Origin of the sequence: Rhodoglobus aureus, assembly GCF_039527955.1 — a bacterium.
GTDB lineage: Bacteria > Actinomycetota > Actinomycetes > Actinomycetales > Microbacteriaceae > Rhodoglobus > Rhodoglobus aureus.
On record NZ_BAAAKW010000026.1, the window covers coordinates 79,715 to 105,422 of the forward strand.

Here is a 25,708-nt window from a genome sequence, read left to right on the forward strand (position 1 = left end):
TGGCACAAAGATGCGCTTGTGAGAATGTCACTATGTTCCGATCGAGATTCGTAGTAGCGGTGTGCGCCGCGCTCTACTTTGCCGCACTGGCGAGTCTCGCATTCGTGAACGCTCCAGGTTCCAACGGCCGGCTCTGGGTGTGGACCACGCTCGCCTTCATCCCCGTCGGAGCTTTTCTTGTCTGTATGTTTGGGCGTCGTCGCTGGTGGGCAGCGCTCGCCTTCAGCATTGTTGCGGCGGCTTGGCTTGAAGCCGCTCAAACCGTCTGGATGCCCGTGGGCTATGCCGATGTTGCCGACATTGTTCTCGCAAGTATCGGTGCTGGAGTTGGCGTCTCATCCGCTGCAGGTATCGCAGTGTGGCGCGAGCGCTCCCGGCGCACGCACATTTCGCCACGCGCACAGGCTGTCGGCAACCTTGCGTCGAACCGACGCGCCTCCGCTAGCAATTCGGCGGCACCGCTTAACCTCGACCGGTGACCGAAGACCGCTATTCGAACGATGTGCTCGCTGACTTTCGGCGAGAGCGCACCCCAACCGTGCTCCCCAAGGTTCCTATCGAGTCGGGGATGGTCGTTGAGGTTATCGCCGACGGCTACGTTGGAGCGCTTGTGCGGCACGCTAATGGCCTCATCGAACTCGAAGACCGCCATGGTCGTTCGCGTGCTTTTCCGCTCGGCCGCGGCTACCTTATCGACGGCGTCCCCGTCGAGCTGACCAAGCCTGTCGCTCAGGCAGCAGCTACCCGCACAACGGCATCCGGGTCATTCGCCGCCCCCGAACAGCGTGCCCGCACCGCGCTCGCGAGTCGCATCTACGTCGAAGGACGCCATGATGCCGAACTGGTCGAGCGTGTGTGGGGCGATGATCTTCGTGCTGAGGGCGTAGTTGTCGAATTTTTGGGCGGCATCGACGATCTCGAAGTGATCGTCGCCGACTTTGCCCCCACCTCCAAACGCAAGCTGGGGATCCTCGTCGATCACCTCGTCGCTGGCTCCAAGGAGAGCCGAATCGCGGATGCCGTTGGCCGAGGTAAATACGGCGAGCATGCACTCGTAGTCGGGCATCCATTCGTGGATGTCTGGCAGGCAGTGAAGCCTCAGAGCCTCGGAATTGCGGCGTGGCCCACAATCGCGCGGGGCACCGAGTGGAAGCACGGAATCTGCGAAGCCTTTGGCTGGCCGCACGACGACCAAGCCGACATTGCGCGGGCGTGGCAGCACATCCTCTCGAAGGTCACGAGCTATACCGATCTCGAACCTGCGCTGTTGGGGCGCGTTGAACAACTGATCGACTTCGTGACGGTCGACCAGGACTAGTAACGCGCACCCGGTGCGCTAGTCGAGTTGGGGCATAACCTCGCGTGCAAAGCGATCGAGCCTATTGATGATTAGACTGGGTGGCGAACACGGGAGTCCGGTGAGCCGGGCTGAGAGGGAGCTACTCAAAGCTTCGACCGTCGAACCTGATCTGGATCATGCCAGCGCAGGGAGCTGACACTCTTAATACCCGTGCCATTCATCAAATGAAAGGCACGAAAGTGACCACAACTGCACCATCCACTTCTCCGTCCACACGGCTTCGTTCGCGTTTTCAGTGGCGGGTGATCGACATCGTTGTTGCCAGCGTCATTGGCGTCGCCAGCGGGTTGATCTTCGTCGTCTGGAATGTCGCGTCCTCGCCAGCTATGGCACCGTTCGCAGCTTTGCTTCCAGGCCTGCAGGCCGTTGGTGGCGGCTTCTGGCTCTTCGCCGGGGTTCTCACGGCGCTCGTGATCCGCAAGCCAGGTGCCGCGATTTATGGCGAGATGGTTGCCGCCTCTGTTTCAGCCCTCATCGGCAACCAATGGGGCGCACTAACTCTCGTGAGCGGTTTCACGCAGGGCCTCGGCGCAGAAATCGTGTTCGCTGCTTTCCTGTACGCCAACTGGCGCGTCAGCGGAGCGATTCTCGCGGGCGCCGGTGCGGGCCTTGCGATGGCTATCACTGACCTTTTGCTTTGGTACCCGGGATCAGCGCTTCCCTTCATTGTCATCTACACGATCGCCGCTATTGTCGGCGGAATGCTCATTGCAGGTCTGCTGTCGTGGCTGGCCACTCGCGGGCTTGCCGCTACTGGAGCACTCAACCGTTTCGGTGCCGGTCGTGAGATTGCGAAACGGGTCTGAACCCCATTAGGCCTGTTGGCGTCACCGTCGAAGGATGGGGGTGGCGCCACTCCAGCAGGCTCGCTTGGGCGGTGCGTGGTCTAAATCTGCGCATTGAACCGGGCGAACGCGTGTTGCTCCTCGGTGAATCGGGGGCGGGAAAGTCGACGTTCCTCCATTCCCTTGCCGGGGTTGTTGGCGATGATGAGGGAGAGTCTGAAGGCTCCCTGCTAGTCGATGGCGAGCATCCCGCAGCCCATCGCGGTCGCACGGGGTTGGTAATTCAGGATCCGGACAGTCAAGTGATCTTGGAGCGCGTCGGTGATGACGTTGCTTTTGGATGCGAGAACCTGGGGGTGCCGCGTGACGAAATTTGGCGACGCGTTCGCCACAGTCTCGATCAGGGGGGACTCGATGTTGCGCTCGATCGCAACACGAGCGCGCTGTCGGGCGGTCAAAAGCAACGGCTTGCTCTCGCGGGCGTGCTGGCGATGCAGCCCGGGCTCATCGTGCTCGACGAACCAACGGCCAATCTCGACCCCCAAGGCGTCACCGAAGTTCGGGATGCCGTCATCAGAGTTGCAGAAGCTACCGGTGCCACCATCGTGATAGTTGAACATCGCGTTGCCGTGTGGAGCGAAGTCGTCGACCGTGTCGTCGTTCTTGCGGCCAGTGGGGGAACGATCGCCGATGGTTCGCCATCCGAAGTGCTCTCTCGTCAAGGTGAAGACCTCGCCGCCCACGGGGTGTGGATTCCGCAGTTTCCCCCTCCACGACCTCAGCGAAAGGAGCGTGCGGTACAGCAGACGCTCCTGACCACCCACGACTTGAGTGTCGGGCGAGGCAAACGCGCTGTCGCCCAACCGCGTGACCTCTCAATCTTGAGTAGCCACGCTCTTGCCATCACTGGCTCCAATGGCTCGGGCAAGTCGACCCTCGCCCTGACACTTGGTGGGCTATTGCCGCCTGTGAGTGGTGCTGTTGTGGCGAGTTCAGCGCTCGCGGCAGGGGCGGCCGAGCATCCGCTCAGATGGAAATCTCGTGAACTGCTCACACGCATTGGTACCGTGTTTCAAGACCCAGAACACCAGTTTCTTGCGAGCACAGTTCGGGCAGAGCTCGAAGTCGGGCCACGAGCACTAAAGCTGGGCGATGCAGAAATGGATGCCCGTGTCGACGAGTTGCTTACGCGGCTGAGGCTTGACCGGCTCGCCGACGCAAACCCCTTCACTCTGTCTGGTGGCGAGAAGCGCCGGCTGAGCGTGGCTACGGCGCTAGCAACACGGCCCCGGATGCTCGTTCTCGATGAACCAACGTTCGGTCAAGATTCTCGAACCTGGAGCGAACTGCTGGCGCTGCTTGCACGCCTCGTTGATGACGGCAGCAGTGTGGTTGCCGTGAGCCATGACCTCGATTTTGTTGCTGCTCTCGCGGATTCGACGGTGGCGCTCACATGATCCCCATCGCGTCCGTCAATCCGGTAGCAAAGCTCGGCGCCGGACTCATCGTCAGCCTGTTTTTGGTCGTCACAATCGACTGGGTTTCGGCGAGCACTGCTCTAGTTCTCGAGCTGGTAATCATCGCGTTTATGGGCATCGAACCGAAACGCTTCTGGCTGCGAACACTTCCCGTCTGGCTGGCGGCACCCCTTACGGCGCTCACTATCCTGCTTTACGGCCGCTACGACGGTGCGGTGTATTTCGAGTTTCTGCTCATCAGAATCAGCGACGGATCTATCGAGCTCGCCCTCGCAACCTTCCTGCGGGTGCTCGCTATTGGCTTGCCCGCTGTCGTGCTGTTCATTTCGATTGATCCCACCGACTTTGCCGATGGCCTTGCTCAGCGCCTACGGCTGCCCGATCGTTTCGTTCTCGGTGCTCTCGCCGCCGTGCGGATGGTTGGCCTCTTCTTGGATGACTGGCGTTCCCTCGAGCTGGCCCGTCGCGCGCGTGGCGTGGCCGACCGCGGTCGCATCCGTCGAATTGCGGGCCAGGGCTTTGCCCTGTTGGTGCTCTCGATTCGTCGCGGCAGCAAACTGTCGATCGCGATGGAAGCACGGGGCTTCGGCGGCGATACCCCGCGAACATGGGCACGGGAATCCCGCTGGGGGGCGACCGAATGGGCAACCATTGGTATCGGGGTACTTGTGGGGCTGACCGCTACTGTGGTCGCTGTGCTTACGGGAAGTTGGAATTTCATTGTTGGATAGCGTGCGCGGTGCTGCTGCGCCCACACCAACGAGCACAACTAGTGCCCCTCACTCGCGCTGGCGTTGTCTCATCGACGGCCGCTCCGGTTCAGGCAAGACCGAACTCGGGCGTGCGATCGCTGCGGCCTGGCCCGAAGTGCAACTGATAAAGCTTGACGACTTTTACCCTGGCTGGGATGGCCTCGATGCGGCAAGCGCGATGGTGCCGCGGATCCTGAGCTCGCTTCGATGGCAAGAGTGGGATTGGGTCACAAACGAGGCGGGGGAGTGGCACGAGCTCGACGGCAATCGTCCGATCGTCGTCGAAGGGGTTGGGGCGTTGAGTCGTGCATCCAAGCCCCTCGCAGACCACACAATCTGGGTAGAGCTCGACGATTCAACCCGCAAGAAGCGAGCGCTTGAGCGGGATGGTGAGACCTACGCTCCCCACTGGGAACGCTGGGCTCGGCAAGAGCTTCTCTTCATCGCGCGCGAAAAACCGAAGGCTCTCGCCGACGAGATACGTGACGGAAACCTCGCTGCTAGCTGGCCTTAGTCCAGCGTTGAATGAAATCCGTTCCGCGTGGGTTGACTGTCAGCACATCTGCTTCGCAGGTGAGAACGAGCCCGAGCATGTCATCGAAGTCGCTGCGCGGGATCGTGTAGGCGAGCTCTTCTACGGGCTCGTCATTGAGCACAGCCGAAGTCTCAATTTCGTAATCTGAGACGTCCCAGTCACGGGGGATTGCGACATCCACGTTGATCAAAGCCTTGCCTGCAACGGTGCCGTTGTAAGCCTGCGTGATCGTCATGACTTGGTCTTTCTTGGGTGTCGCGGTAATCGTGAACACCAGATCTGACTCAATCGTGAGATAGCCGTCTTCTTGCCACGTCATCGTTTGACCGCCGCTGGACTCCACCGCGGTGGCAGGAACATCTTGCGCGGGCAGCTCGACAAGAAGTTTTTCGGAGAGATCGGTGGTGTCGAGTTCCCAAGTGTGACCCTGAGCGCAGAGTTGCATTGCCGTGGGAGGCTCGCTGGTATCAGCGGGCTCGATCAGGGCACAGCCCGATACCACCAGCAATACTGCGGGCGCCATCAACAACGCAGTGGAGCGCTTGCTCGACATCATAAATCCTCCTGAAACTCGGGACACTCACGAAATCCTACGCGGTCATAACCGCAAGACAGCTTAACTGTCGCTACGCCCACCCGAGTTCGTGCAGCTGCTCATCGTCGATGCCGTAATAGTGCGCGATCTCGTGCACCAGAGTGACGTGAATCTGCTCTCTCAGCTCGTCTAGTGTTTCGCAGATCGCCACGAGCGGTTCCCTAAACAGGATGATACGGTCGGGCAGCTCACCAAAGCCATACTGGCCGCGCTCCGTCAGGGCAACACCGTCATACAGGCCGAGCACGTTGAGAGAGCCATCCTCTGGGCGCGCCTCAGTGACAAAGACAACATTCTCCAAGCCCTCAACTATCTCGTCAGCAAGCGCATCAAGACCCTCGACAACAAGTGCCTCGAACTGTTCTTCGTCGAGATTCTCCATAAGTACAGTTTGCCAGTCGAGGCTGAGGGCGAGGCCAAGGAGGATGCCCCTCCAGACAAGTGGATGCGGTGCTCGACGAACCGCGGCCGTTAAACAAAACAGTGACTTGGCACTGGATGAAATCACGGTGTGAAACAAAATCACTGTGTGAGATCACGCGTGCCAAGCCACTGTTTTCTTGGGGTGAACGACGGGGCTCGAACCCGCGACTTCCGGCTCCACAAGCCAGCGCTCTACCAACTGAGCTACGCCCACCAAGGTTGTTTTTCGCCCTTCGGCGATAAGCAACTCTACTAGTGTATTACAGCCGCGAGGCGAATCCATCCACTACGTCAGCGGAAATTGTCTTGACCTGTTCTGTGGTCGGTCCTGGTTCTCCGACGAAGACGGCCTTGCGGTAGTACTCGAGCTCACGAATCGACTCAAGGATGTCGGCGAGGGCGCGGTGGCCGCCATCTTTTGCCGGGGCGTTGAAGTAAACGCGCGGAAACCAGTGCTTTGACAGTTCTTTGATCGACGACACGTCAATGCTGCGGTAGTGCAGGTGGCTGTCGACGCGCGGCATGTACTTCGCCAAGAAGGTGCGGTCGGTGCCGATGGTGTTGCCGGCCAGCGGAGCCGAACGAGGATTGGGCACGTACCGCACGATGTACTCGTTGACGGCAAACTCGGCATCGGCTAGCGAGACCCCGTTGGGCATCTCTTCGATGAGGCCGCTGGAAGTGTGCATTTGGGTGACAAATTCACCCATGTTGTCGAGAGCAGCCGCGCTCGGCTTGATGACGATCGTCATTCCCTCATCGACAGGAACGAGGTCGTAGTCGGTGATGACCACTGCAACTTCGACGAGTTCGTCGATTGCGACATCCAGTCCCGTCATTTCGCAGTCGATCCAGACCAGATATTCAGCTTGTGATGCCATAAGTCGATTCTACCGTTGATGCGGTGTCGCCAGCGTTCGCCCAACCTTGTCTGATAAAACTGGAGCATGACCGAATCAGCTCCCACACTCGCGCACGGCGACGAGTACATCGTGTTTTATGTCGGCGGCCCCTACGACGGCCAGAACGATACGCGCATTGCGACTGAATCGGGGTGGGATGATTATGTGACCCTGATCGTGGCAGACGCCGAAGGATCAGAAACTCAACTGCGTTACGACGGCCCTGTTGCTAAGCAGGTCGGCGAACAGGTTCATGTGACCTACACGTGGGACAAAGCCGACAGCGACCCCCTGGAAGACCTTGACGAACGAAACGATCTCTAAGCCTGACGCGCAAGCTGCACAGCCACGCGACGCACAACACGACGCTGGTTCGCAGGCGGTTGTCTCGAACGACCAGAGCGCCGTCGAGGAATCACGGCCAACAGTGCTGTTCTTCTCTTCGGCGTTTTGTGATCCCTGCGCAACTGCGCGCAACACTCTTGAGCAGGTCTCGAAGCTTGTAACGCGCGTGGACTATGCAGAGTTGGATGTCGCCCGCCATTCAGATGAGGCAGAACGCGCTGGCATCGTTTCAACCCCCACCATCGTGATTGTCTCAGCCAATGGCGATGAGGTGTTTCGGGCGCAAGGCGCCCCAACGGTGAATCAAATGCTTGTTGCGCTCGCGAAAGCGATGTAACGCTTCGACACGCTATCGTTTAAGCCGTACACCCCGCCCTCGTAGCTCAGGGGATAGAGCAGGAGCCTTCTAATCTCTTGGTCGCAGGTTCGAATCCTGCCGAGGGCACTCGAAAAGAGGGGCGGTCGATGATGACCCAACCGAATAGGACGAATGCGACTGCCGCGAGCGTTGCGGAGTTCATTTCGACGGTCGATTCTGAGCGGCGCCGACAGGAAGCGGAAACGCTGCTGGAGATCTTTGGGCGTGCATCTGGCAAGCAGGCGGTGATGTGGGGCCCGTCGATCATTGGTTTTGGGTCAAGCCATTACCGCTATGCCACCGGCAGGGAAGGCGACACCGCGACTATTGGTTTTTCGCCCCGCAAGTCAAAGATTTCGCTATACACGGCGCGCAATTTTCGCGAGTTCCCTGAGCTGCTGGAACGTTTAGGCGCGCACGAATTGGCCGTGGGATGCCTTTATGTCAAGAAGCTCGCCGATATCGATCTGGCGGCGCTTGAGGAACTGCTTAAGCGCAGCTACGAGGTAGCCAAAGTCGATTACGACGCGCGCGCTGAGAGCAACTGAGCCATGGCGATTCCACCGTTGCGCACGGTGCTTGTTGTGACTGTGCTGGCAGGTATGGCCGCATCGTTAGGTGGTTGTGTTGCAGGACCACAGCCGACGGTGGCGACGTTTGAGGTTGCCGGTGGCGAACAGTACAAGATTGAGCTGGCGACGCCCGAACTGATCGAGCACGCGAAGGGTCTGCTTGCGGGGGAGAGCTTAGCGGCCATCCCCAATGGTGTCGTCGTGCGGGGCGATTCTGCCGTCAACGAACCTTGGTCGTGGCACATCGATCCGGCGACACTCGAGTTCGCGAATGTCACCATCGAGGTGTGCGACGGCATTCCGCAATACGTCGAAGACGAAATTGTCACTTCTGACAGGTTTTGCCCGTGGTCTGCTCGGGTGGTAGCTGTTGACGGGCCAGGGGCTTAGAACCCACGGTGTCGGTGCCTAGATCACAGTGGACTCCGCCTGAGCGCTAGTTGCGGTCGGGCGTAACGACAGTAGTAGGTGCGGTGCGAGCGCTGCTTGACGCAGCGCTGCCTGCTGTACCGCCGTTTGCGGCGGCGGTGCTGCTCTGGGTAGCTTCTTCTGCGGCTTGTCGCGATGCCCACTCTTGCTGCTTGACGACGAGCTCGTCTTCGGCTTCGCCGGTCTCATACTTCCAGCTTGCAAGGTCTTGGGCGAAGAGTTTTTTAGCACGGCCGGGACGAGCTTGCCAGTCGAGGAGTCCCTCTTGGAGCTCTGCCAAGTCTTGTTCGGCTTGGAAGCTGTAGTTAACGGAGTTCTTCTTCATCGTGGTGATTTTGTGCGCGGCCCAATCGGCAGCAACGTTCGCGCCCTTGAGCGGGAGAAGGCGAACACGCACTTCTGCTTCGCTTGCCTGATAGTCGACGTGCTCTTTTTCGCCGGCCGAGAGCGTGCTCCATGTCGCTGCGCGTCGGCCTGAAGAAATGAGGGCTGCGACTGCAGCCGCTTTCGCTTGGCGGTCTTGCTGGCTAATGAGGCGACGCAGCGATGAGCGGGCGATCATTCCGACAATGATTCCTCCGACAATGATCGCGAGGAAGGGCACGAGGGCACCCGTCACGAAGGCCGATCCCTGATCGGAGTTGAACCAGTCAACGAGGTCGTTCCACCACTGAAGAATCATGTTCGAACTGTAACCCCGCTAGTGAGCGCGGGCGCATAGCGACAGGCGAGTCACATCAAAATCGGAAGATATCGAGTGCGTCGTCGATCGACCAGAAGTCACCGAGGGGCAAAAATCGACGTTGGCGTTGAAGCATCCGTTTGGCCTGAAAGCGTGAACCTGCGGCAGATTGCCAGCGGTGCACGTACCCGAGAACTTGGCCATCGGGCCGGGTGATTCGCCAGAGATCGTCGTTGAGTTCAACGGTGACGATGCCCGATCTGATCGAGTGTGCAGTTTCAGCGAAGTCGAGGGTGGTCATGGGGCTCCTTCGGTCAGCAATGCCATTGTGTGCTATTCGAATATATGTTCGAACGCTGACATTTGACGGTGAACTGTCCACATGGCCTTAACGACAGAGCCGGGCTCCGCGTCGTAAACGCGGGGCCCGGTTGTAAGCGATGGAGCTAAATCACGACTAGCGCAGGCTAGTGCCGTCGACCGCGAGTGGGTCGATTGTGGCAAGTTCGTCATCCGTGAGCGGAGGACCTTCAAGCGCGGCGAAGCTGTTCTCCAACTGCGCGACGCTGCTGGCACCGACAAGAGCCGACGTGATCTGTGGATGACGCAGCACCCACGTCAATGCAAGCTGCGCGAGGCTCTGCCCGCGGTTCTGCGCGATCTCGTTGAGCGCGCGAACCCGCTGCAGGTAGGTATCGCCAATGGGACCAGGCTGGAGCCAGCGGCCCTCAGAAGCGCGCGAACCATTAGGAATGTTGCCATCCATATAGCGATCGGTCAGCAGGCCCTGTGCGAGCGGCGAGAACACGATGCTGCCGGCACCGACCTGATCGAGCACTGGCAAGAGTCCGTTTTCGATGTGGCGGTCGAACATGTTGTAGCGCGGCTGGTGGATGGTGAGCGGGATGCCGTACTCAGCGAGTGCTTCGGCTGCGGCAACGGTCTGCTCTGGGCTGTAGTTGGATACACCAACGTACATCGCCTTGCCGGAGTTTACAGCGGTAGCCAGTGCTCCCATTGTCTCTTCGATGGGAGTCTCGGGGTCGGGGCGGTGGTGGTAGAAGATGTCAACGTAGTCGAGTCCCATGCGGTCGAGGCTCGCATCGAGCGACGACAGCAGGTATTTGCGTGAACCCCAGTCTTGGTATGGCCCGACGCCCATGGTGTAGCCGGCCTTCGTCGAGACGATCATTTCGTCACGGTATGACTCGAAGTCGTCGGCGAAGACCAGTCCAAAGTTGCGCTCGGCTGCGCCGATTTCAGGGCCGTAGTTGTTCGCTAGATCGAAGTGGGTGATGCCCAAATCGAAGGCGCGGCGAAGAATCGAGCGCTGCGTTTCTAGGGGGCGATCGGAACCAAAATTGTTCCACAGGCCCAGCGAAATTGCGGGAAGCTTGAGGCCGCTGCGTCCTACGCGGTGGTACTCGGTGGTGTCATATCTATTGGATGAGGCGTTGTAAGGCATTCGTTCAGCATATGCCCAGCGACTGAGGGAACACCAAGCGTGACGTGTGCGTTGTATGAGTCACTCGGCACAAGAAAGTAGGCTCAACTCATGCACACATTTCATCTCGCAGGCGGCTGTTTCTGGTGCCTCGACGCGGTTTACCGCACTCTCAATGGCGTCACCGACGTAGTCTCTGGTTACACTGGCGGAACCGTGCCCAATCCCAGCTACGAGTTGGTGTGCACCGAGACCACGGGCCACGCAGAAGCGGTAGCGGTCACCTTCGACCCGGAGGTCATTCCCGACGAGGTCATCCTCGACGTGTACTTCACGCTGCACGACCCGCGCCAGCTCAACCGGCAGGGCAACGATGTGGGCTCGTCTTACCGTTCGGCAATGTTCTACGACGGTGAGGAGCAGAAGGTGCTCTTCGAGGCTGCCCGTGATCGCGCATCCGAATACTGGGATGGCGGCATCGTGACGACCATCGAACCTCTCGACACCTACTACAACGCGGAGACCTACCACCAGGACTTCTTCGCGAAGAACCCCGGTCAGGGTTACTGCATGGCAGTGGCGCTGCCCAAGGTGAACAAGATCCGTTCATCGTTCTCGAGCTATATCCGCTAGTTCGTTAGCTAGCTGCGAACTGCGCTACGCCGTCAAGCAAAGAGGGTCTTTATCTTCTGGGCTAGGCGGCGTACGTTCGTTAATAAGCGACGCTGGTGTCGCTTCACAAGTCGAAGGAGGTTCGGAAATGACTGATCACACTCTGACCGGACAAACCTGGGTGGCATTCACTCAGGCTGGAGCAGTTGGCTCGGTTCACCGGGTAACAGACGGGTTCACCTTCAAGTTATTGAAAGACGAAGACTATCGAAGCGTGTATTCGACGTTGGATGCCGCAAAGTCGGCGCTTCATGCGAGCCTGCTTCCGGGCACCGCGTGGCCTGAGTTCCGCGAGCACTAGCCCGCGAGCACTGCTCCTGCATAGCGTCGCGATGGGTGGGGTGTCCACAGATCACCGCTCCCACCGCGACGCTCGTGTGTGCTGTCTAACACTGATGAGTGACGGATGCCGGGTCGGCTTCCCGGCACGAGTGTCGGCCCGCATCTGTCTCCATTCCCTGTCGCTGCAGCGCGCTGTAGCGACGCAGACAGAGGAGCAGACATGACAGACAGCATCACGGTTTCCGGGCTCGTAGCCACGGTGCCCCGCCACATCGTTACGGGCGAGGGCTTGCCAATCACCTCATTCCGGCTTGCCTCGACGCAGCGCCGCTTCGATCGAAGCAATCAGCGCTGGATCGACGGCGAAACCAACTGGTACACCATCACTTCTTTCCGCCAGCTAGCAATCAACAGCGCGACCTCGGTAGGTAAAGGAGATCGCGTGGTTCTCACCGGCCGGTTAAAAATTCGCGAATGGGAGAACGCCGACCGCAGTGGCACCAACATCGAGATTGAAGCAGACTCGCTCGGCCACGATCTCATGTGGGGCACTGCGCAGTTCTCGCGCACCATAGCCAACACCGGTGGCGGCGGCACGCAACACGGTGGCAGCCACGATGCTGCTCGCGACGAGTTTGAGTCGGCAGCGGATGAGGATGCCGGAAACGATTCGGGAGACTTGGCCGCCGACTCGGAGCAATCCGAAGACCGCGAACTTGAGCCTGTCACACCCTTCTGAGCGGATCGTGCGCGCAGGCAATCTAGACTTGACGCGGCCCTGATTGCTCACGGCCAGCGAAAGGATTGCAATGCGCGTACGACCAGCTCACCGAATCGGCGGAGCGATCGCACTCACCGTTGCGGCTGCAGTAGCACTCGGTGGATGTGTGGCGTCGACGCCAGAACCCACTGCGACACCCAGCAACGAAGCCTCAGCCACGCCTTCGCCCGAGGCCACTCCCACCGGCCCGATTCTGCGCCCAGGTGAGGCAGCGGCGGCGAATCGACAGTTCTTTGATTTGATCAACACCGAGTATCACGATGCAAACGGCCGAGGCGATGGCCGTACCATCGTCGACAGCCTCGTCGACAACGGCTTCGAGAAGCAAGACATGGAAATCACCCCAGACAGCACTGCGATCGGACTCGCTGCAGACTCCATCGTGGTCTCGGTGCGGATCAAAGGCGAGTGCCTTCTCGGCCAGTTCACGCCAGAGAATTACGTGTCATCCATCGAGCCACTTTTAGGTACCGGTGGCTGTCTTGTTGGAAAGACCCGCACAATCGACTGGTAGCGCCCCAAACGAGTTCGACTGAGCCCGAACGCTCCGTAGAATGGTGCCATGGCCGAATTTATTTATTCCATGGTGCGCGCGCGAAAAGCGGTTGGCGACAAGCTCATCCTTGACGACGTCACAATGTCGTTCTACCCCGGAGCGAAGATTGGTGTGGTCGGCCCCAACGGTGCCGGTAAGTCCACGATCCTCAAGATCATGGCGGGCATTGACACCCCCAGCAACGGCGAAGCCCGGCTCAGCCCCGGCTACTCCGTCGGAATCCTCATGCAGGAACCTGAGCTCGACGAAACCAAAACGGTTCTCGAAAACGTTCAAGAAGGTGTTGGCCCGATCAAAGCGAAGGTCGATCGGCACGCCGCCATTGGTCTCGAAATGGCTGAACCAGATGCCGACTTCGATGCACTCATGGCCGAAATGGGCTCGCTGCAAGAAGACATCGATGCTGCCGATGCTTGGGATCTAGACTCCCAACTCGAGCAGGCAATGGATGCACTACGCACGCCGCCAGGAGACTGGCCCGTTGATAAGCTCTCCGGTGGAGAGAAGCGCCGTGTAGCGCTTACCAAACTCCTCCTCCAGAAGCCCGACCTGCTGCTTCTCGATGAGCCCACTAACCACCTCGACGCCGAAAGTGTTCTTTGGCTCGAGCAGCACCTCTCCAAGTACCCGGGCGCCGTACTCGCCGTTACTCACGATAGGTACTTCCTCGACCACGTCGCCGAATGGATCGCAGAAGTCGACCGCGGCCACCTCTACCCCTATGAGGGCAACTACTCGACCTACCTCGAGAAGAAGCAAGAACGCCTTCAGGTGCAGGGCAAGAAAGACATCAAGCTCGCGAAGCGTCTCTCGAGTGAACTCGAATGGGTGCGGTCAAACTCCAAGGGCCGCCAGACAAAGTCGAAAGCACGACTCGCGCGCTACGAAGAAATGGCGAACGTGGCGGAGAAGACCAGAAAACTGGACTTCGAAGAGATTGTTATCCCCATGGGGCCGCGCCTCGGAGCCCAAGTCATCGACGCCAAGAACCTCAAGAAGGGCTTCGACGAGCGCATCTTGATCAACGGACTGAGCTTCACGCTTCCTCGAAACGGAATCGTTGGTGTCATCGGCCCGAACGGAGTCGGAAAGACCACACTGTTCAAGACGATCGTCGGACTTGAACCTCTTGACGAAGGAACGCTCAAAATTGGCGACACCGTCGACATTTCCTACGTCGACCAGACCCGTGGTGGCATCGACCCCAACAAGACGCTGTGGGAGGTCGTCTCTGACGGCCAGGACTACATCCAGGTTGGCAAGACCGAGATTCCATCGCGAGGCTACGTCTCGCAGTTCGGCTTCAAGGGTCCCGACCAGCAAAAGAAGGCTGGCATCCTCTCTGGTGGTGAGCGCAACCGACTCAACCTCGCGCTCACGCTCAAGCAAGGCGGAAACCTGCTGCTGCTAGACGAACCGACTAACGACCTCGACGTCGAAACTCTCGGAAGCCTCGAGAACGCGTTGCTTGAGTACCCCGGCTGCGCTGTGGTGATCACTCACGATAGGTGGTTCCTCGACCGCATCGCGACCCACATTCTCGCCTACGAAGGTACCGAAGAGAACCCCGGATACTGGCACTGGTTCGAAGGAAACTTCGACGCTTACGAAGAGAACAAGATCGAGCGACTCGGCCCCGATGCCGCCAAGCCCCATCGCAGCGCCTACCGCAAGCTCACCCGCGACTAGGTATGAGACTTCACGTACCGCTCCCGCTGCGCTGGTCAGACGTTGACGCGTACCAACACGTCAACAATGCCGAAGTGTTCCGCCTGCTCGAAGAGGCGCGCATTCATGCATTTTGGCCAGCTGCGGGAGCGGATGCGCCCCTCACCGCCGTGCTTGATGGTCGCCCAGGCGGCCCAACGATGACGCTCATCGCACGGCAAGAGATCGAGTACCTGCTGCCTATCCCCTATATGCGCGAACCGATCGACATTGAAATGTGGATCGGCCGCGTCGGGGGAGCGAGCCTCGAAGTCTGTTACGAGATTCACACGCCAGTCGGCGTTGAGCCCCGCCAGCTGTATGTTCGTGCCTCGACGACGCTCGTGCTCGTCGATGCTGCGACCTCGCGCCCGCAGCGCATCAGCGACGAGCAGCGCGAAGTTTTCTCGCGCTACGTGGAAGAGCCGCTGCAGTTCGCTAAGCGCAGCTAAAGCGGCTCCTGAGCGATTGTAGTCGCGACGCGTCGCTACTAACGCGCCTTATCAGGCGTTCAGCTCGTCTTTGTCGTTTTTGTCGCCTTCAGCGTCATCATCGTCGAACTCTGCTTCAAGATCAGTCGGATCAAGCCATTCTGCAATAGCGTGCGCGCCGCGAGCTTCAAGAAGCGGACCGGCGTACTGAAAGAGCTCTTTGCGGTTCTGGATGCCCGTGCCGAGGGGCAGTGCCAAGTCGATGCCTGCAGCAGCAGACTCATCCGGCGTGAGATGGTTTTCTCCAGCAATGACCGCTAACCACGACGTCGGGTTCTTAGCCCCGCGCAAATAGTCGATAACTTTGCCATCAAGGGACTGGTGGTCGAGGCGACCCTCTCCAGTGAGAATCACATCAGCGCGCTCGATGGCAGCGCTCAAGCCGATTGCGTCGGCGACGAGCTGGGCGCCGGGCACTAGCTCAGCGCCAAATAATGCGACGAGTCCCGCAGCGATTCCGCCCGCTGCGCCTATCCCCGGCAGCGAAGCAATGCCGGCCGCCGAAAAGCTGCGTTCGGAGGCGAGTGTGGTCTCAGCCAGCACCTCTGAAAGCCGGATGAGGCCGGCATCCAACACTGCAACATCTGATGCCGAAGCACCCTTCTGTGGCCCAAATACGTGGGCTGCGCCATCCGTTCCGGTGAGCGGGTTTGTGACATCGACGGCAACGCGCCAGTGCGTCTCCAGTGCGCCGGCGATCAGGCCGCTCAGGTCGATCGTTTCGAGGGCGGCCAGCGCTCCTCCGCCTGGCGCCAGTTCGTCACCGTCGGCATCTAGGAATCTCGCGCCGAGGGCACGCAGAAGCCCGGTACCGCCGTCGCTGCTGGCTGAACCGCCAAGAAAGAGCGTGATTTCGCGGGCGCCGCGCTCGATAACGCTGGCGGCAATGACGCCCACGCCGTAACTATCGGCGCGGAGAGGCTGCAGGGGAACATCTGAAACGTCGGGAAGGCCGTTAGCTTGCGCAGCTTCAATGACGGCACGGCGACCGTCAAGATCGAAGCCGTAGTCTGCATCGCGCTCACGGCCAATTGCGTCGACAGTCGCCATGGATAGCGTCGGCTGCAACCAGGCAGCAAGCACAGTGTTGAGAGATCCTTCGCCACCGTCTGCCATGGGGAAGGTCAGCACCGTTGCCGTCTCAGGGAGCACTTCGCGGGCACCACGTTCGAGCGCTGCGGCGGCATCCGCAGCGCTGAGGCTGCCTTTGAAGGAGTCGGGGGCGATCACGATCACGGGGCTGTGAATGTCTGGCATCCTCCGACCCTAGCGCGAGCGAGACCCTTACCGGTCAACGGGGGCAGCCGTCGAGCACGAAAAAAGGGGCCGCCCGTAGGCGACCCCTTTTCGTAGATCACAGTGCTATCAACACTGCGGATTCACACAGTTTTAGCTGGTGAGGCCGTCTACGTAGTCCTGGTTCGCTGCGATCCAGTCTGCAACGATGGCCTCGTAGTCGGATGCTTCTGCGTCCGAGTTGTACATGACGTTCTCGAGCGAGTAGAGCAGCTCGGAGTCCATCTTGAAGTCAGAGATCCACTCAGTGATTTCTGGCATGTCGTCGCTCAGGGTGTCGCGTGAGAAGGAGTGAATGCCTTCTGCGTCTCCGAGAGTTCCCTCTGGGTCAGCGAGGTCCTTGATGGGGAATGCATCGTAGGCCCAGTGCGGACGCCAGAGCGTAACAGCAATGTTCTCGCCGTTGTCGAGGGCTGCCTGAAGTTCAGCAAGCATCGCGGGGGTTGACGAGGTCAGAAGTTCCATGTCGTCAAGGCCATACGTTGGCATGGTCTTGGTCATGACTGCCTCGGTGAGACCGGCGCCAGGCTCAATACCGACGATGCGGTTACCGAACGCGTCAGCGTTAGCTGCGAGCTCTTCGAGCGAGTCGATCGGTGCGTCTTCGTTCACAGCAACAGTGAGGCCAGCCTCAGTGTTCCATGCGCCGAGGTCGGTGATCGTTGCGCCGTACTCTTCCATCAGGCTCGCGTGGGTGACTGGAAGCCATCCGTCAAGCGTGAGGTCGTAGTCGCCGGTGCTGAGTCCCGAGAAGATCGGGGTAACGTCAGCGTATTCCAGCTCTACGTTGTAGCCCTTGTCTTCAAGGATTGCCTTCCAAAGGAACGAAACTGCTTCGCCCTCGGGCCATCCGTTGAATACGGCGATGCTGAGATCCTTGTTCTCAGGAGCGTCACCTGCCGCGGTGTCGTCTCCGCCTGCGGCGCAAGCCGACAGACCGAGGAGCGTTGCCGCTCCGATTGCGAATGCAGCGCGTGTCTGCTTCTTCATTGTGTCGTCCTTTTCTGTCGACGCTTAAGCGTCGACGGTGTTGACGTCGATGCACACAGGGTTTTCTGCGTACGGGAAACGAGCGCGGGTGAGCGCCCGAAAATTAGCGAACTGGGGGAGTGAGTTCGGCTGGTTCGGTGCTTGCGGCCGAAGTGGTCGCGTTGGTTCCGTCAGCTTCTGCCGCATTAGCTTCTGCGGACCGGCCGCGGAAGTTGAACGAGTCCATGATGAAGCGGAAGTATCCCTTGCCGGTGCCGAAGGATGCCGTGAGCCGGTCAAGGAAGATCGCCAACAACACGACCGAGAGACCAGCTTCGAACCCGAGCGAGACATCCGCCCGGCTGAGGCTCTGGATAACTGGCTTTCCGAGACCACCAGCGCCCACCATCGAGGCAATAACGACCATCGAGAGCGAGAGCATGATCACCTGGTTGATGCCAGCCATGATCGAGGGGAGAGCCAGCGGGAGCTGAATCTGTCGCAAGATGCGGCTCGGTGAGGAGCCGAAGGCCTGGCCAGCTTCAACAACCTCTTTGTCAACGCCACGAATACCGAGCTCGGTGAGTCGCACGCCGGGTGCAAGTGCGAAGAGCACGGTTGCAACAATTCCGGGCACATCTCCAATACGGAAAAGGATCAGTGCAGGAATCAGGTAGACGAATGCGGGCATCGTCTGCAAGAAGTCGAGAATTGGCTTCACGATCGTGGAAACCGTTTGATACTTAGCGGCAAGAATTCCGAGCGGAACACTGATCACCACCGCGATTGCTGCTGCTACCAGCACCAGCGCAAGGGTATCCATCGCGTTATCCCACTGATCCAAGCTGAGGATCAGAAGGAAACTGACCGTGGTTCCGAGTGAGAACACCCATCCACGGGCAATAAAGGCGACCACAGCGAAGATGATGAGCATCACCCAAAATGGCGGTGACGTGAACACGATGTTCATTCCGTCGGCGACCGACGCGATGATGAACTTGATGACGTCAAAGAAGACACCGAAAGTTACGGTGATGTAATCGATGCCGTTTTCGACCCATTGGCCGAGGGGAAGTCTGGGGAAGTCATTCATCGTGCGCCCTCCTTCTCGGTGGTGGTTTCAGGCGTAGCAAGTGCATCCGTGATGAGATCCGGTGAGACGGTCAACGGAGGATCGATGACCGGCAATTCACCGGTATCGGTGTTGACATTCCCGAGGGCGGCGAGCAGGGTCACGCGCGGCACAACGCCAACCAGGCGACCGCGTTCATCCACAACGGCTAGGGGAAGCGGGCTCTCTACAGACGGAACGAAAAGTTCAGAAAGTGAGGTGTCTGCCTGTACAACGTTGAAGTCGTCGCTAAGGATCGACGACATGTCGGTCTCGCTGCGGCGGACAAGCTTCATGGCCTCAGCATCGCGAACAATGCCCTGAAGAGTGCGATCACGGCTGACGACGAAGGCGGTCGAAGTCTGAAGATCACGCATGATCTTCAGCGCCGCGCGTGGCCCCGAGCCAGCGAATACTGTCGCTCGGACCGGCTCCATGACGCTTGACGCGGTGAGAACGCGTGAGCGGTCAACATCCTGAACGAACTGTGCAACATAATCGTTGGCGGGGTCGGTGAGAACGTCTTCTGGCGTGCCGATCTGAACGATGCGACCTTCACGCATCACTGCGATGCGGTCGCCGAGGAACATGGCCTCGTTGAGATCGTGAGTGATGAAAACGATCGTCTTGCCCAGCTCGGTCTGTAGCTCGAGCAGCTGCTCTTGCATTTCGCGACGAATCAGCGGGTCGAGTGCACTAAATGCTTCGTCCATGAGGAGAACGTCGGTGTCAGCAGCAAGAGCGCGGGCGAGGCCCACGCGCTGCTGCATGCCGCCCGAGAGCTCGGATGGCATCTTCTCGCCCCAGCCCTTGAGGCCAACGAGGTCAATAGTCTTCTGTGCGCGAGCGAGACGTTCAGCTCGTGGGATGCCCTGCACTTCGAGTGCATAGGCCGCGTTCTCAAGAACGCTGCGGTGAGGGAACAGCGCGAAGTGCTGGAACACCATTGAAATGCGACGTTTGCGGACGTCGCGAAGCTTCGAAGCGGAAATGCCAGAAATGACATCGTCGCCAACGGTTACTGATCCGGAGGTGGTGTCCCACAGTCCATTGAGCATGCGGATCAGTGTGGACTTGCCCGATCCGGAGAGGCCCATAACGACGAAGATTTCGCCCTTGTGAACGTCGAAGCTCGCATCAATTACGGCAGCAGTGCCCAGTTCTGTGATCTCGTCTCGAGAGGCTCCATTTTGGAGTCGCTCGACTGCTTCATTTGGGCGGCGGCCGAAGACCTTATAAAGGTTCTTGGCGCTGACTGCGATTTCTTCGGTCACGTTCTCCTGAATGCTCGGCACCCTTGGGGCTCCGCTCTTCTCGATTACGGTCCGGGTTGCACACACAAACTGCTCAGGTGGCGCCCTATCGAGCCAACATGGGGAGGGGAATCATTGTCGGAATGGTTCCAGTGCGAAACAACCGTACGAACGTCTCCCCGACTAGCGGAAAGGCGCGCGCGGCCTGATTTCGTAGCGCCCCGTCCTCAGCGCCGAAAATGGCGCACCGTGAACCGGGCCGTAATCAAACGTAACTCTTTTACGTGATTGATGTAGGCTCACGTCCGCCAGATTGGGGACATAAGGTCTTTTCCGGAGCCTTGGATCCCCGGCACAGTAGGCATCGAAGTGGGTAGCCTTTGTTGCCTATTCGTTATATTGGCGAAACAATTTTGGGCCGTGTCGCGACGATTGTGCCGGCCTAGCGCGGAGGCCGCACCATGCCTTCTTGAGCAACGCTGGCGATAAGTCGGCCCGATCGATCGAAGATGCGACCCAGCGAGAGACCGCGCCCGCCGATCGCGTTCGGCGACTCCTGCACATAGAGGAGCCACTCATCCACGCGTGCTTCGCGGTGCCACCACATGGCGTGGTCAAGGCTCGCAACCTTGATGCCCGGAGTCGCCCACGCGAGCCCGTGGCGACGCATGATCGACTCGAGAATCGAATAGTCGCTTGCATAGGCGAGCGCTGCGCGATGGAGGTTCATATCTGCAGGCATGGGGCCCACTGACTTCAACCAGACGGCTTGGTGCGCCACGTGACCGCCCTCAACCGAAATGAAGATCGGCGAAGGAACGTAACGCATGTCAAACGGACGCTCGGATGCCCAATAACGTGCGACCGGATGATCCAACGACGCCAACGATTCTGCTGTTGTGGGCAGCGACTCCGGGTCAGGAAGGTTGTCAGGCATCTCGATCTGGTGATCGAGCCCCGCATCTTCGTCTTGGAATGACGCGATTGCCGAGAGGATCGGCACGCCATCCTGGTAGGCCTGCGTGCGCCGTGTCGAAAATGATCGGCCGTCATGGATGCGATCGACCGAAAACGTAATGGGGAGGTTGATGTCTCCCGGGCGCAAGAAATAGCCGTGCATTGAGTGCACGATGCGATCCTCAGCAAGAGTGCGCTGAGCGGCGACTAGAGCCTGTGCAAGCACTTGGCCTCCGAAGACTCGGCCCTGCGGCATCCATTGGCTTGGACCGGTAAAAATGTCTTCGTTGGTTCGTGCACCGGTGTCGGTCAGATCGAGGGCAGATAGAAGCCCAGCCATAGGGTCGCTCATGCCTGTAGTTTAGGAGACCTATGACTGAATCCTTTACTTTGGTGGATTCCCTTGCCCTAGGTGATCTGCACGTCTTTTTAGGCCGCGCTGCTCGCGTTGATGACGGCTCTGTTCGACTAATCGGTGGCGCAGGCGTGCTCGCGGTCTATGTTTCCGTGCTTCATCCGGCGGGGCTTCTCGACAACAGCCCCACAGTTCTCGGCCTCCGCACCTTCGCGCTTGGGGCGAAAGACACCTTCGACGCTGTTGTGCCTGTGCGTTCCCTAATCGGGCGCGTCGAGAGCGCTGTGGAGGAATCCGCTGACTCGTTCGGCGAGCCCGTCACGGTGAGCCTGCCGATGAGCGTCAGCACCGTTACCTGGGCGGCGATAACCCCGCCGCGCGGAGGATGGGTTGCAATTGATTCGGTTGCTGGTGAGGTGCTCGAAACGGCGGCTCGCGAAGGAATCGACGAAGTTGCGCAAGCTGTTCCGAATGGAGTTGGTGAAGCGATCGTGCACAAGGTGCGCACTGAAGTGTGGGGTAGACCGCTCGACAATCCCGATTATTTGCCCGCTGGTGCAGGTTTTGCAGCGGTAAGCCTGGGATTCCTCGGCGAAGACGACTCTGCATCCGTGTACGAATCTGGGGCGTGGACGCGAATCACGACCAAACGGGGACACGTTCTCGTCAAGCGTCGCGCGTGGTCAGTAGCTCGCTAGCTCGAAGCTCGTAGTTCCGAGCTCGTTGGCCCGAACAACGCAGCTACCGCACTGACGATATTCACTGTCAGTATCGGCGCGGAGACGCCTCCCGGTTTTCTGCCATCCGCGAATTCCATGGCAACTTTCGTGTGTCACCTTGTGAACGGTGCAGTGTGTAGGTACGGTCAAATTAACTCCGAGCGACGAGGCTCGGGTCAACCTGTGGTTTACCAATCACGGTTGTGTGGATCGCTTGAGCGTGGCTTACCTGCATACGCAATGGCAGATCGGAGGAACGATGAGTACTACCGTGCCCGTAAAAGCCCAGAAATCTGAGGCTAAGAAGCAGAACCCTGAGTTCGTGCAGCTTCTTGACCCGGATGGAATTCGGCTAAGCGATGACCTCTATGACCCTTGGGTGTCGGATGTCACAGGTGATCAACTCGCGAGCCTCTATGAAGACCTCATTATTGTGCGTCGCATCGATACTGAAGCGACTGCCCTTCAACGTCAGGGCGAACTGGGCCTTTGGCCGCCGCTCTTCGGTCAAGAAGCTGCCCAAGTCGGTTCAGCTCGCACTCTGCGCCCCGACGACTTTGTGTTCTCCAGCTACCGCGAGAATGCTGTCGCATATTGCCGCGGCGTGAAGCTTCCCGACCTAGTGCGGGTGTGGCGCGGCACCGCCGCGTCGGGGTGGGATCCGTTCTCCGTCGGAATGGCTACCCCCGCAGTGATTATTGGTGCCCAGACGTTGCATGCCACCGGATACGCCGTCGGATGCAAGAAAGACGGCGTCGACAGCGTTGCGGTTGCCTATTTCGGCGACGGTGCCACCAGCGAAGGAGATGTCAGCGAAGCGATGGTCTTCGCGGCCTCCTTCAAGGCGCCCGTGATTTTCTTTTGCCAGAACAACCAGTGGGCCATCTCCGAGCCGGTTGGTCTGCAGGCACAGCGGCCGATCGCCGATCGTGCCCCCGGATTCGGCATCCCGAGCATCCGCGTTGACGGAAACGACGTTCTCGCGGTCATGGCCGCAACGCGCAGTGCCCTCGACCGTGCGCGTAACGGCGGAGGGCCAACCTTCATCGAAGCCGTGACCTACCGCCGTGGACCGCACACGACCTCTGACGACCCGAGTCGCTATGTCGACCCGGTGGTCGCCACAGAGTGGGAAGCGCGGGATCCGATCGCGCGCGTCGAAGCCTTTTTGCGCAGCGAAGGGGTGCTGACCGACGAACTGGCGGCATCTATCCAGTCACGAGCAGATCAGGTGGCGGCAGAGTTCCGTGCCGGATGTCTCGGGCTCGAGAACCCCGAACCACTCAGCGTGTTCGACAACGTCTACGCGACCGAGCATTCGGGCCTTGCCCGTCAAAAGAGCCAGTACAAGGCCTATCTAGAGGGGTTTGAGAAATGACTGAACTAACTCTGGCGAAGGCTCTCGGCTCAGGATTGCGCCGAGCGCTCAGCGATGACGACAAGGTTGTGCTCCTGGGTGAAGATATCGGAGCCTTGGGTGGCGTTTTTCGTGTCACTGATGGTTTGCAGCGCGATTTCGGCACAGAACGAGTGATGGACACACCGCTTGCTGAAGCAGGAATTATCGGCATGGCAGTCGGGCTCGCGTTCCGTGGTTACCGTCCGGTCTGTGAAATTCAGTTCGACGGCTTCATCTACCCGGGTTTCGATCAGATCGTTGCTCAGGTTGCGAAGCTGCACTATCGCACCGCCGGAAATGTGCGGATGCCGCTGACGATTCGTGTTCCCTATGGCGGAGGTATCGGAGCGGTCGAGCACCACTCTGAGTCTCCCGAAGCGTATTTCGCGCACACCGCTGGACTGCGGGTGGTCACCTGTTCAACGCCGCAGGACGCGCACAGCATGCTGCGTGAGGCGATCGCTTGCGATGACCCGGTTCTGTTTTTTGAGCCCAAACGTCGCTACTGGACTAAGGGCGACGTCAACGAAGACGCTGTCGGTCTACCGATGGGCAAAGCACGCGTTGTTGTTGAGGGCACTGATGTGACTCTCGTGACGTATGGCCCGCTTGTGGCAACCGCATTGGATGCCGCCGTGGCCGCTGCTGACGATGGGATTTCTCTCGAGGTGGTTGATTTGCGTTCGCTCGCCCCGGTTGACTTCGACACGGTTTCGGCAAGCGTGCAGAAGACGGGGCGACTCGTGATCACCCACGAGGCGTCAGAATCGGGCGGTTTGGGGGCTGAAATTGCGGCGACACTGACCGACCGCTGTTTCTACTATCTCGAGGCTGCTCCTGTGCGCATTACGGGCTTCGATGTGCCCTATCCACCGGCGAAATTGGAGGATCATTTCTTGCCTGATCTTGACCGGATTCTTGATGGTGTTGATCGCGCTCTTGGTCGCGCCAATTCGCTCACAGGGTGGAGTGCGTAATGGCTGTTAAGGAATTTGCGCTGCCCGATTTGGGGGAGGGCCTCACCGAGTCCGAGATCGTTGAATGGCACGTGGCCGTTGGCGACATGGTCACGTTGAACCAGCCCATTGCCGAAGTCGAAACGGCGAAAGCAATTGTGTCGCTGCCGTCGCCGGTTGCGGGCAAGATCGCAGCGCTGCACGCTGAGCCAGGTGCGACGGTGACCGTTGGCACCAAGATCGTGACGTTTGAGCTCGAGGGTGCTGCCGGCGGTTCGGGTTCTGCGGACGATGCTGGTGGTTCGAGGGAGTCGAATTCTCCCGAGCACGAAGAGAAGTCAGACTCGGCCAGCGCGACGGCTGCCCCCGAGCGTAACTCGGTGTTGGTGGGGTACGGCCCGGCCGTGGAGAGCGGCAAGCGCCCGACGCGTAAACCTCGCGCGGCCAAATCGGCCCCGCAGGAGAGTGAGACGGCGACAGTTGCCGCCTCAGACGCTCCCGACGCGCCCGCTGCTGGTGCGGCTCCAGGCGTGCCCGCTGCGACCGCCGACGCGCCCGTCCAATCTGAGCAAGCAACTTCCACACCTGCTGAGGCGCGCACAAAGACCACGCCGCCGGTTCGCAAGCTCGCGCACGACCTCGGTGTCGACCTCACACGAGTGCAAGGCACCGGACCTGACGGGGTCATCACGCGCGAAGATGTGTCGAAATCCGCCGACGCCGGAAGCCAGAGTGACGCAGGGCAAAGTGCCGGAAATAGCAGCTCAGGCGAGACCGCGGCGTCGGAGGAAGCCGGATCGTCGCCGAGAGCGGGCGGATCGAACGCTCGCCCTCGCGAACAGCGCACTCCAATCAAATCGGTGCGCAAGGCGACCGCTGCCGCGATGGTGTCGAGCGCGTTTACGGCACCTCATGTCACGGAGTTCCTGACGATCGATGTCACCCGCACAATGGAACTTGTTGCGCGATTGAAAGCTGGTGGCTCCGCAGCATCCGTGCTCGCGGTCATCGCAAAAGCAATGTGTATCGGCATCGCTCGCAATCCTTCGCTCAATTCACGGTGGGATGCCGAAGCCAACGAGATCGTCGAGTTTGGCTATGTAAACCTCGGTATTGCTGTCGCGACGCCGCGGGGGCTGATGGTTCCGAACCTCAAAGACGCCGATGCGATGACCTTGGCAGCGTTGACGGACGCTATCGGCACTACCGCCCGGGACGCTCGTGCGAGCAAAGCCACTCCGGCATCGCTGAGCGGCGGAACAATCTCGATCACCAACGTTGGCGTCTTCGGTATCGATGCCGGCACCCCCATCCTGAATCCCGGCGAAGCCGCGATTCTCGCCGTGGGTGCAGTACGAAAGATGCCGTGGGAACACAATGGCGAGGTCGCCCTTCGCGAGGTCATGACGCTCAGCCTGTCGTTCGATCATCGACTCGTCGATGGCGAACAGGGCGCCCGATTCCTCACCGATGTTGGCGCGATTCTCCGGGATCCCGGCACCGTTCTGAGCATGGTGTGACACGAGGGGTGGCCGCGACAGGTG

31 protein-coding genes, 2 tRNA genes and 1 riboswitch are annotated in these 25,708 nt (G+C 59.7%); of the genes, 21 read left to right on the plus strand and 12 right to left on the minus strand.

Going from position 1 to position 25,708, the window contains the following annotated elements; translation table 11 throughout:
- Window positions 1–32 precede the first annotated feature (32 nt).
- The 6 genes from ABD112_RS06870 (at window position 33) to ABD112_RS06895 (ending at window position 4,889) form a co-directional block, all read left to right on the plus strand.
- Complete coding sequence (locus ABD112_RS06870; protein ID WP_343924410.1) at window positions 33–479, plus strand: VanZ family protein; 447 nt, start codon at window positions 33–35, stop codon at window positions 477–479.
- The gene (locus ABD112_RS06875) at window positions 476–1,318 is read left to right on the plus strand and encodes a DUF3097 domain-containing protein (protein ID WP_343924412.1); all 843 of its coding nucleotides are present in this window, start codon (window positions 476–478) and stop codon (window positions 1,316–1,318) included. Before ABD112_RS06870 ends, ABD112_RS06875 begins: the two co-directional genes overlap by 4 nt.
- 79 nt (window positions 1,319–1,397) lie before the next feature.
- Window positions 1,398–1,508: riboswitch (TPP riboswitch) on the plus strand.
- Window positions 1,509–1,524: 16 nt separating this feature from the next.
- Complete coding sequence (locus ABD112_RS06880; protein ID WP_425563808.1) at window positions 1,525–2,166, plus strand: ECF transporter S component; 642 nt, start codon at window positions 1,525–1,527, stop codon at window positions 2,164–2,166.
- A 71-nt stretch (window positions 2,167–2,237) separates the two neighbouring features.
- On the plus strand, window positions 2,238–3,602 hold the full coding sequence (locus tag ABD112_RS06885; protein ID WP_343924416.1) for an ABC transporter ATP-binding protein: 1,365 nt from the start codon (window positions 2,238–2,240) through the stop codon (window positions 3,600–3,602).
- Window positions 3,599–4,354, plus strand: a complete 756-nt coding sequence (locus tag ABD112_RS06890) for an energy-coupling factor transporter transmembrane component T family protein (RefSeq protein ID WP_343924418.1) — start codon at window positions 3,599–3,601, stop codon at window positions 4,352–4,354. The genes ABD112_RS06885 and ABD112_RS06890 overlap by 4 nt, the downstream gene beginning before the upstream one ends.
- 1 nt (window position 4,355) lies before the next feature.
- Window positions 4,356–4,889, plus strand: a complete 534-nt coding sequence (locus ABD112_RS06895; protein ID WP_343924493.1) for a nucleoside/nucleotide kinase family protein — start codon at window positions 4,356–4,358, stop codon at window positions 4,887–4,889.
- Here ABD112_RS06895 and ABD112_RS06900 read toward each other — a convergent pair.
- The 4 genes from ABD112_RS06900 to orn form a co-directional block, all read right to left on the minus strand.
- Window positions 4,876–5,466 (minus strand): hypothetical protein, encoded by a 591-nt coding sequence (locus tag ABD112_RS06900; RefSeq protein WP_343924420.1) that lies wholly within the window; start codon window positions 5,464–5,466, stop codon window positions 4,876–4,878. The two genes, ABD112_RS06895 and ABD112_RS06900, sit on opposite strands and share 14 nt — an antisense overlap.
- A gap of 70 nt (window positions 5,467–5,536) precedes the next feature.
- Window positions 5,537–5,887: a metallopeptidase family protein gene (locus ABD112_RS06905; protein ID WP_343924495.1), complete on the minus strand. Its 351-nt coding sequence runs from the start codon at window positions 5,885–5,887 to the stop codon at window positions 5,537–5,539.
- A 179-nt stretch (window positions 5,888–6,066) separates the two neighbouring features.
- Window positions 6,067–6,142: transfer RNA gene (locus tag ABD112_RS06910), tRNA-His, on the minus strand.
- A gap of 46 nt (window positions 6,143–6,188) precedes the next feature.
- Window positions 6,189–6,809, minus strand: coding sequence for an oligoribonuclease (gene orn, locus ABD112_RS06915; protein ID WP_343924422.1), 621 nt, complete (start codon window positions 6,807–6,809; stop codon window positions 6,189–6,191).
- 66 nt (window positions 6,810–6,875) lie between these two features.
- Between orn and ABD112_RS06920 the strand changes: the two genes are divergently transcribed.
- The 5 genes from ABD112_RS06920 (at window position 6,876) to ABD112_RS06940 (ending at window position 8,495) form a co-directional block, all read left to right on the plus strand.
- On the plus strand, window positions 6,876–7,154 hold the full coding sequence (locus tag ABD112_RS06920) for an oligoribonuclease (RefSeq protein ID WP_343924424.1): 279 nt from the start codon (window positions 6,876–6,878) through the stop codon (window positions 7,152–7,154).
- Entirely contained in the window at window positions 7,132–7,512 is a 381-nt protein-coding gene (locus tag ABD112_RS06925; RefSeq protein ID WP_343924425.1) for a thioredoxin family protein, read from the plus strand. Before ABD112_RS06920 ends, ABD112_RS06925 begins: the two co-directional genes overlap by 23 nt.
- A 35-nt stretch (window positions 7,513–7,547) precedes the next feature.
- Window positions 7,548–7,620: transfer RNA gene (locus tag ABD112_RS06930), tRNA-Arg, on the plus strand.
- A gap of 20 nt (window positions 7,621–7,640) precedes the next feature.
- The gene (locus ABD112_RS06935) at window positions 7,641–8,081 is read left to right on the plus strand and encodes a DUF1801 domain-containing protein (protein ID WP_343924427.1); all 441 of its coding nucleotides are present in this window, start codon (window positions 7,641–7,643) and stop codon (window positions 8,079–8,081) included.
- A 3-nt stretch (window positions 8,082–8,084) separates the two neighbouring features.
- The gene (locus ABD112_RS06940) at window positions 8,085–8,495 is read left to right on the plus strand and encodes a BP74-related protein (RefSeq protein WP_343924429.1); all 411 of its coding nucleotides are present in this window, start codon (window positions 8,085–8,087) and stop codon (window positions 8,493–8,495) included.
- 46 nt (window positions 8,496–8,541) lie between these two features.
- Here the strand turns inward: ABD112_RS06940 and ABD112_RS06945 are convergent, their stop codons facing one another.
- The 3 genes from ABD112_RS06945 to ABD112_RS06955 form a co-directional block, all read right to left on the minus strand.
- On the minus strand, window positions 8,542–9,216 hold the full coding sequence (locus ABD112_RS06945) for a hypothetical protein (protein ID WP_343924430.1): 675 nt from the start codon (window positions 9,214–9,216) through the stop codon (window positions 8,542–8,544).
- Between the two features lie 55 nt (window positions 9,217–9,271).
- Window positions 9,272–9,517, minus strand: coding sequence for a hypothetical protein (locus ABD112_RS06950; RefSeq protein WP_343924431.1), 246 nt, complete (start codon window positions 9,515–9,517; stop codon window positions 9,272–9,274).
- Between the two features lie 156 nt (window positions 9,518–9,673).
- The gene (locus tag ABD112_RS06955; protein WP_343924433.1) at window positions 9,674–10,681 is read right to left on the minus strand and encodes an aldo/keto reductase; all 1,008 of its coding nucleotides are present in this window, start codon (window positions 10,679–10,681) and stop codon (window positions 9,674–9,676) included.
- A 90-nt stretch (window positions 10,682–10,771) separates the two neighbouring features.
- On the opposite strand from ABD112_RS06955, the gene msrA reads away from it, so the two are divergent.
- From msrA to ABD112_RS06985, 6 genes are all read left to right on the plus strand, one after another.
- On the plus strand, window positions 10,772–11,293 hold the full coding sequence (gene msrA / locus ABD112_RS06960; protein ID WP_343924435.1) for a peptide-methionine (S)-S-oxide reductase MsrA: 522 nt from the start codon (window positions 10,772–10,774) through the stop codon (window positions 11,291–11,293).
- A 127-nt stretch (window positions 11,294–11,420) separates the two neighbouring features.
- Window positions 11,421–11,633, plus strand: a complete 213-nt coding sequence (locus ABD112_RS06965; protein WP_343924437.1) for a methyltransferase — start codon at window positions 11,421–11,423, stop codon at window positions 11,631–11,633.
- A 201-nt stretch (window positions 11,634–11,834) separates the two neighbouring features.
- Entirely contained in the window at window positions 11,835–12,353 is a 519-nt protein-coding gene (locus ABD112_RS06970) for a single-stranded DNA-binding protein (protein WP_343924439.1), read from the plus strand.
- A gap of 70 nt (window positions 12,354–12,423) precedes the next feature.
- Window positions 12,424–12,909 (plus strand): DUF6993 domain-containing protein, encoded by a 486-nt coding sequence (locus ABD112_RS06975; protein ID WP_343924441.1) that lies wholly within the window; start codon window positions 12,424–12,426, stop codon window positions 12,907–12,909.
- A 48-nt stretch (window positions 12,910–12,957) separates the two neighbouring features.
- Window positions 12,958–14,640, plus strand: coding sequence for an energy-dependent translational throttle protein EttA (ettA, locus tag ABD112_RS06980; RefSeq protein WP_343924443.1), 1,683 nt, complete (start codon window positions 12,958–12,960; stop codon window positions 14,638–14,640).
- Between the two features lie 2 nt (window positions 14,641–14,642).
- Complete coding sequence (locus tag ABD112_RS06985; RefSeq protein WP_343924445.1) at window positions 14,643–15,110, plus strand: acyl-CoA thioesterase; 468 nt, start codon at window positions 14,643–14,645, stop codon at window positions 15,108–15,110.
- Between the two features lie 51 nt (window positions 15,111–15,161).
- On the opposite strand, the gene ABD112_RS06990 is transcribed toward ABD112_RS06985, so the two are convergent.
- From ABD112_RS06990 to ABD112_RS07010, 5 genes are all read right to left on the minus strand, one after another.
- Window positions 15,162–16,406: a glycerate kinase gene (locus ABD112_RS06990; RefSeq protein WP_343924447.1), complete on the minus strand. Its 1,245-nt coding sequence runs from the start codon at window positions 16,404–16,406 to the stop codon at window positions 15,162–15,164.
- 132 nt (window positions 16,407–16,538) lie between these two features.
- Window positions 16,539–17,435: a glycine betaine ABC transporter substrate-binding protein gene (locus ABD112_RS06995; protein WP_343924449.1), complete on the minus strand. Its 897-nt coding sequence runs from the start codon at window positions 17,433–17,435 to the stop codon at window positions 16,539–16,541.
- 103 nt (window positions 17,436–17,538) lie between these two features.
- Window positions 17,539–18,507, minus strand: a complete 969-nt coding sequence (locus tag ABD112_RS07000) for an ABC transporter permease (RefSeq protein WP_343924451.1) — start codon at window positions 18,505–18,507, stop codon at window positions 17,539–17,541.
- A complete protein-coding gene (locus tag ABD112_RS07005; protein ID WP_343924453.1) occupies window positions 18,504–19,799 on the minus strand; it encodes a quaternary amine ABC transporter ATP-binding protein in 1,296 nt (431 codons plus the stop codon). The genes ABD112_RS07000 and ABD112_RS07005 overlap by 4 nt, the downstream gene beginning before the upstream one ends.
- Window positions 19,800–20,220: 421 nt before the next feature.
- Entirely contained in the window at window positions 20,221–21,087 is an 867-nt protein-coding gene (locus ABD112_RS07010) for an acyl-CoA thioesterase (protein ID WP_343924455.1), read from the minus strand.
- A gap of 20 nt (window positions 21,088–21,107) precedes the next feature.
- On the opposite strand from ABD112_RS07010, the gene ABD112_RS07015 reads away from it, so the two are divergent.
- From ABD112_RS07015 to ABD112_RS07030, 4 genes are all read left to right on the plus strand, one after another.
- Window positions 21,108–21,788, plus strand: coding sequence for a DUF8185 domain-containing protein (locus ABD112_RS07015; protein WP_343924457.1), 681 nt, complete (start codon window positions 21,108–21,110; stop codon window positions 21,786–21,788).
- Between the two features lie 280 nt (window positions 21,789–22,068).
- Entirely contained in the window at window positions 22,069–23,187 is a 1,119-nt protein-coding gene (pdhA, locus tag ABD112_RS07020) for a pyruvate dehydrogenase (acetyl-transferring) E1 component subunit alpha (protein ID WP_343924459.1), read from the plus strand.
- Entirely contained in the window at window positions 23,184–24,185 is a 1,002-nt protein-coding gene (locus tag ABD112_RS07025) for an alpha-ketoacid dehydrogenase subunit beta (protein WP_343924461.1), read from the plus strand. The genes pdhA and ABD112_RS07025 overlap by 4 nt, the downstream gene beginning before the upstream one ends.
- Window positions 24,185–25,684 carry a dihydrolipoamide acetyltransferase family protein gene (locus ABD112_RS07030; protein WP_343924463.1) on the plus strand — a complete coding sequence of 500 codons (1,500 nt, stop codon included), beginning with the start codon at window positions 24,185–24,187 and terminating at the stop codon, window positions 25,682–25,684. Before ABD112_RS07025 ends, ABD112_RS07030 begins: the two co-directional genes overlap by 1 nt.
- Window positions 25,685–25,708: the final 24 nt, after the last annotated feature.

Excerpts from the sequence above, each read along its gene's own strand:
- ABD112_RS06870 (WP_343924410.1), top strand. The coding sequence starts at position 33 with ATGTTCCGATCGAGATTCGTAGTAGCGGTGTGCGCCGCGCTCTACTTT.
- ABD112_RS06880 (WP_425563808.1), top strand. The coding sequence starts at position 1,525 with ATGAAAGGCACGAAAGTGACCACAACTGCACCATCCACTTCTCCGTCC.
- ABD112_RS06890 (WP_343924418.1), top strand. The coding sequence starts at position 3,599 with ATGATCCCCATCGCGTCCGTCAATCCGGTAGCAAAGCTCGGCGCCGGA.
- ABD112_RS06900 (WP_343924420.1), bottom strand. The coding sequence starts at position 5,466 with ATGATGTCGAGCAAGCGCTCCACTGCGTTGTTGATGGCGCCCGCAGTA.
- ABD112_RS06905 (WP_343924495.1), bottom strand. The coding sequence starts at position 5,887 with ATGGAGAATCTCGACGAAGAACAGTTCGAGGCACTTGTTGTCGAGGGT.
- orn (WP_343924422.1), bottom strand. The coding sequence starts at position 6,809 with ATGGCATCACAAGCTGAATATCTGGTCTGGATCGACTGCGAAATGACG.
- ABD112_RS06920 (WP_343924424.1), top strand. The coding sequence starts at position 6,876 with ATGACCGAATCAGCTCCCACACTCGCGCACGGCGACGAGTACATCGTG.
- ABD112_RS06935 (WP_343924427.1), top strand. The coding sequence starts at position 7,641 with ATGATGACCCAACCGAATAGGACGAATGCGACTGCCGCGAGCGTTGCG.
- ABD112_RS06940 (WP_343924429.1), top strand. The coding sequence starts at position 8,085 with ATGGCGATTCCACCGTTGCGCACGGTGCTTGTTGTGACTGTGCTGGCA.
- ABD112_RS06945 (WP_343924430.1), bottom strand. The coding sequence starts at position 9,216 with ATGATTCTTCAGTGGTGGAACGACCTCGTTGACTGGTTCAACTCCGAT.
- ABD112_RS06950 (WP_343924431.1), bottom strand. The coding sequence starts at position 9,517 with ATGACCACCCTCGACTTCGCTGAAACTGCACACTCGATCAGATCGGGC.
- ABD112_RS06955 (WP_343924433.1), bottom strand. The coding sequence starts at position 10,681 with ATGCCTTACAACGCCTCATCCAATAGATATGACACCACCGAGTACCAC.
- msrA (WP_343924435.1), top strand. The coding sequence starts at position 10,772 with ATGCACACATTTCATCTCGCAGGCGGCTGTTTCTGGTGCCTCGACGCG.
- ABD112_RS06965 (WP_343924437.1), top strand. The coding sequence starts at position 11,421 with ATGACTGATCACACTCTGACCGGACAAACCTGGGTGGCATTCACTCAG.
- ABD112_RS06970 (WP_343924439.1), top strand. The coding sequence starts at position 11,835 with ATGACAGACAGCATCACGGTTTCCGGGCTCGTAGCCACGGTGCCCCGC.
- ABD112_RS06975 (WP_343924441.1), top strand. The coding sequence starts at position 12,424 with ATGCGCGTACGACCAGCTCACCGAATCGGCGGAGCGATCGCACTCACC.
- ettA (WP_343924443.1), top strand. The coding sequence starts at position 12,958 with ATGGCCGAATTTATTTATTCCATGGTGCGCGCGCGAAAAGCGGTTGGC.
- ABD112_RS06985 (WP_343924445.1), top strand. The coding sequence starts at position 14,643 with ATGAGACTTCACGTACCGCTCCCGCTGCGCTGGTCAGACGTTGACGCG.
- ABD112_RS06990 (WP_343924447.1), bottom strand. The coding sequence starts at position 16,406 with ATGCCAGACATTCACAGCCCCGTGATCGTGATCGCCCCCGACTCCTTC.
- ABD112_RS06995 (WP_343924449.1), bottom strand. The coding sequence starts at position 17,435 with ATGAAGAAGCAGACACGCGCTGCATTCGCAATCGGAGCGGCAACGCTC.
- ABD112_RS07000 (WP_343924451.1), bottom strand. The coding sequence starts at position 18,507 with ATGAATGACTTCCCCAGACTTCCCCTCGGCCAATGGGTCGAAAACGGC.
- ABD112_RS07010 (WP_343924455.1), bottom strand. The coding sequence starts at position 21,087 with ATGAGCGACCCTATGGCTGGGCTTCTATCTGCCCTCGATCTGACCGAC.
- ABD112_RS07015 (WP_343924457.1), top strand. The coding sequence starts at position 21,108 with ATGACTGAATCCTTTACTTTGGTGGATTCCCTTGCCCTAGGTGATCTG.
- pdhA (WP_343924459.1), top strand. The coding sequence starts at position 22,069 with ATGAGTACTACCGTGCCCGTAAAAGCCCAGAAATCTGAGGCTAAGAAG.
- ABD112_RS07025 (WP_343924461.1), top strand. The coding sequence starts at position 23,184 with ATGACTGAACTAACTCTGGCGAAGGCTCTCGGCTCAGGATTGCGCCGA.
- ABD112_RS07030 (WP_343924463.1), top strand. The coding sequence starts at position 24,185 with ATGGCTGTTAAGGAATTTGCGCTGCCCGATTTGGGGGAGGGCCTCACC.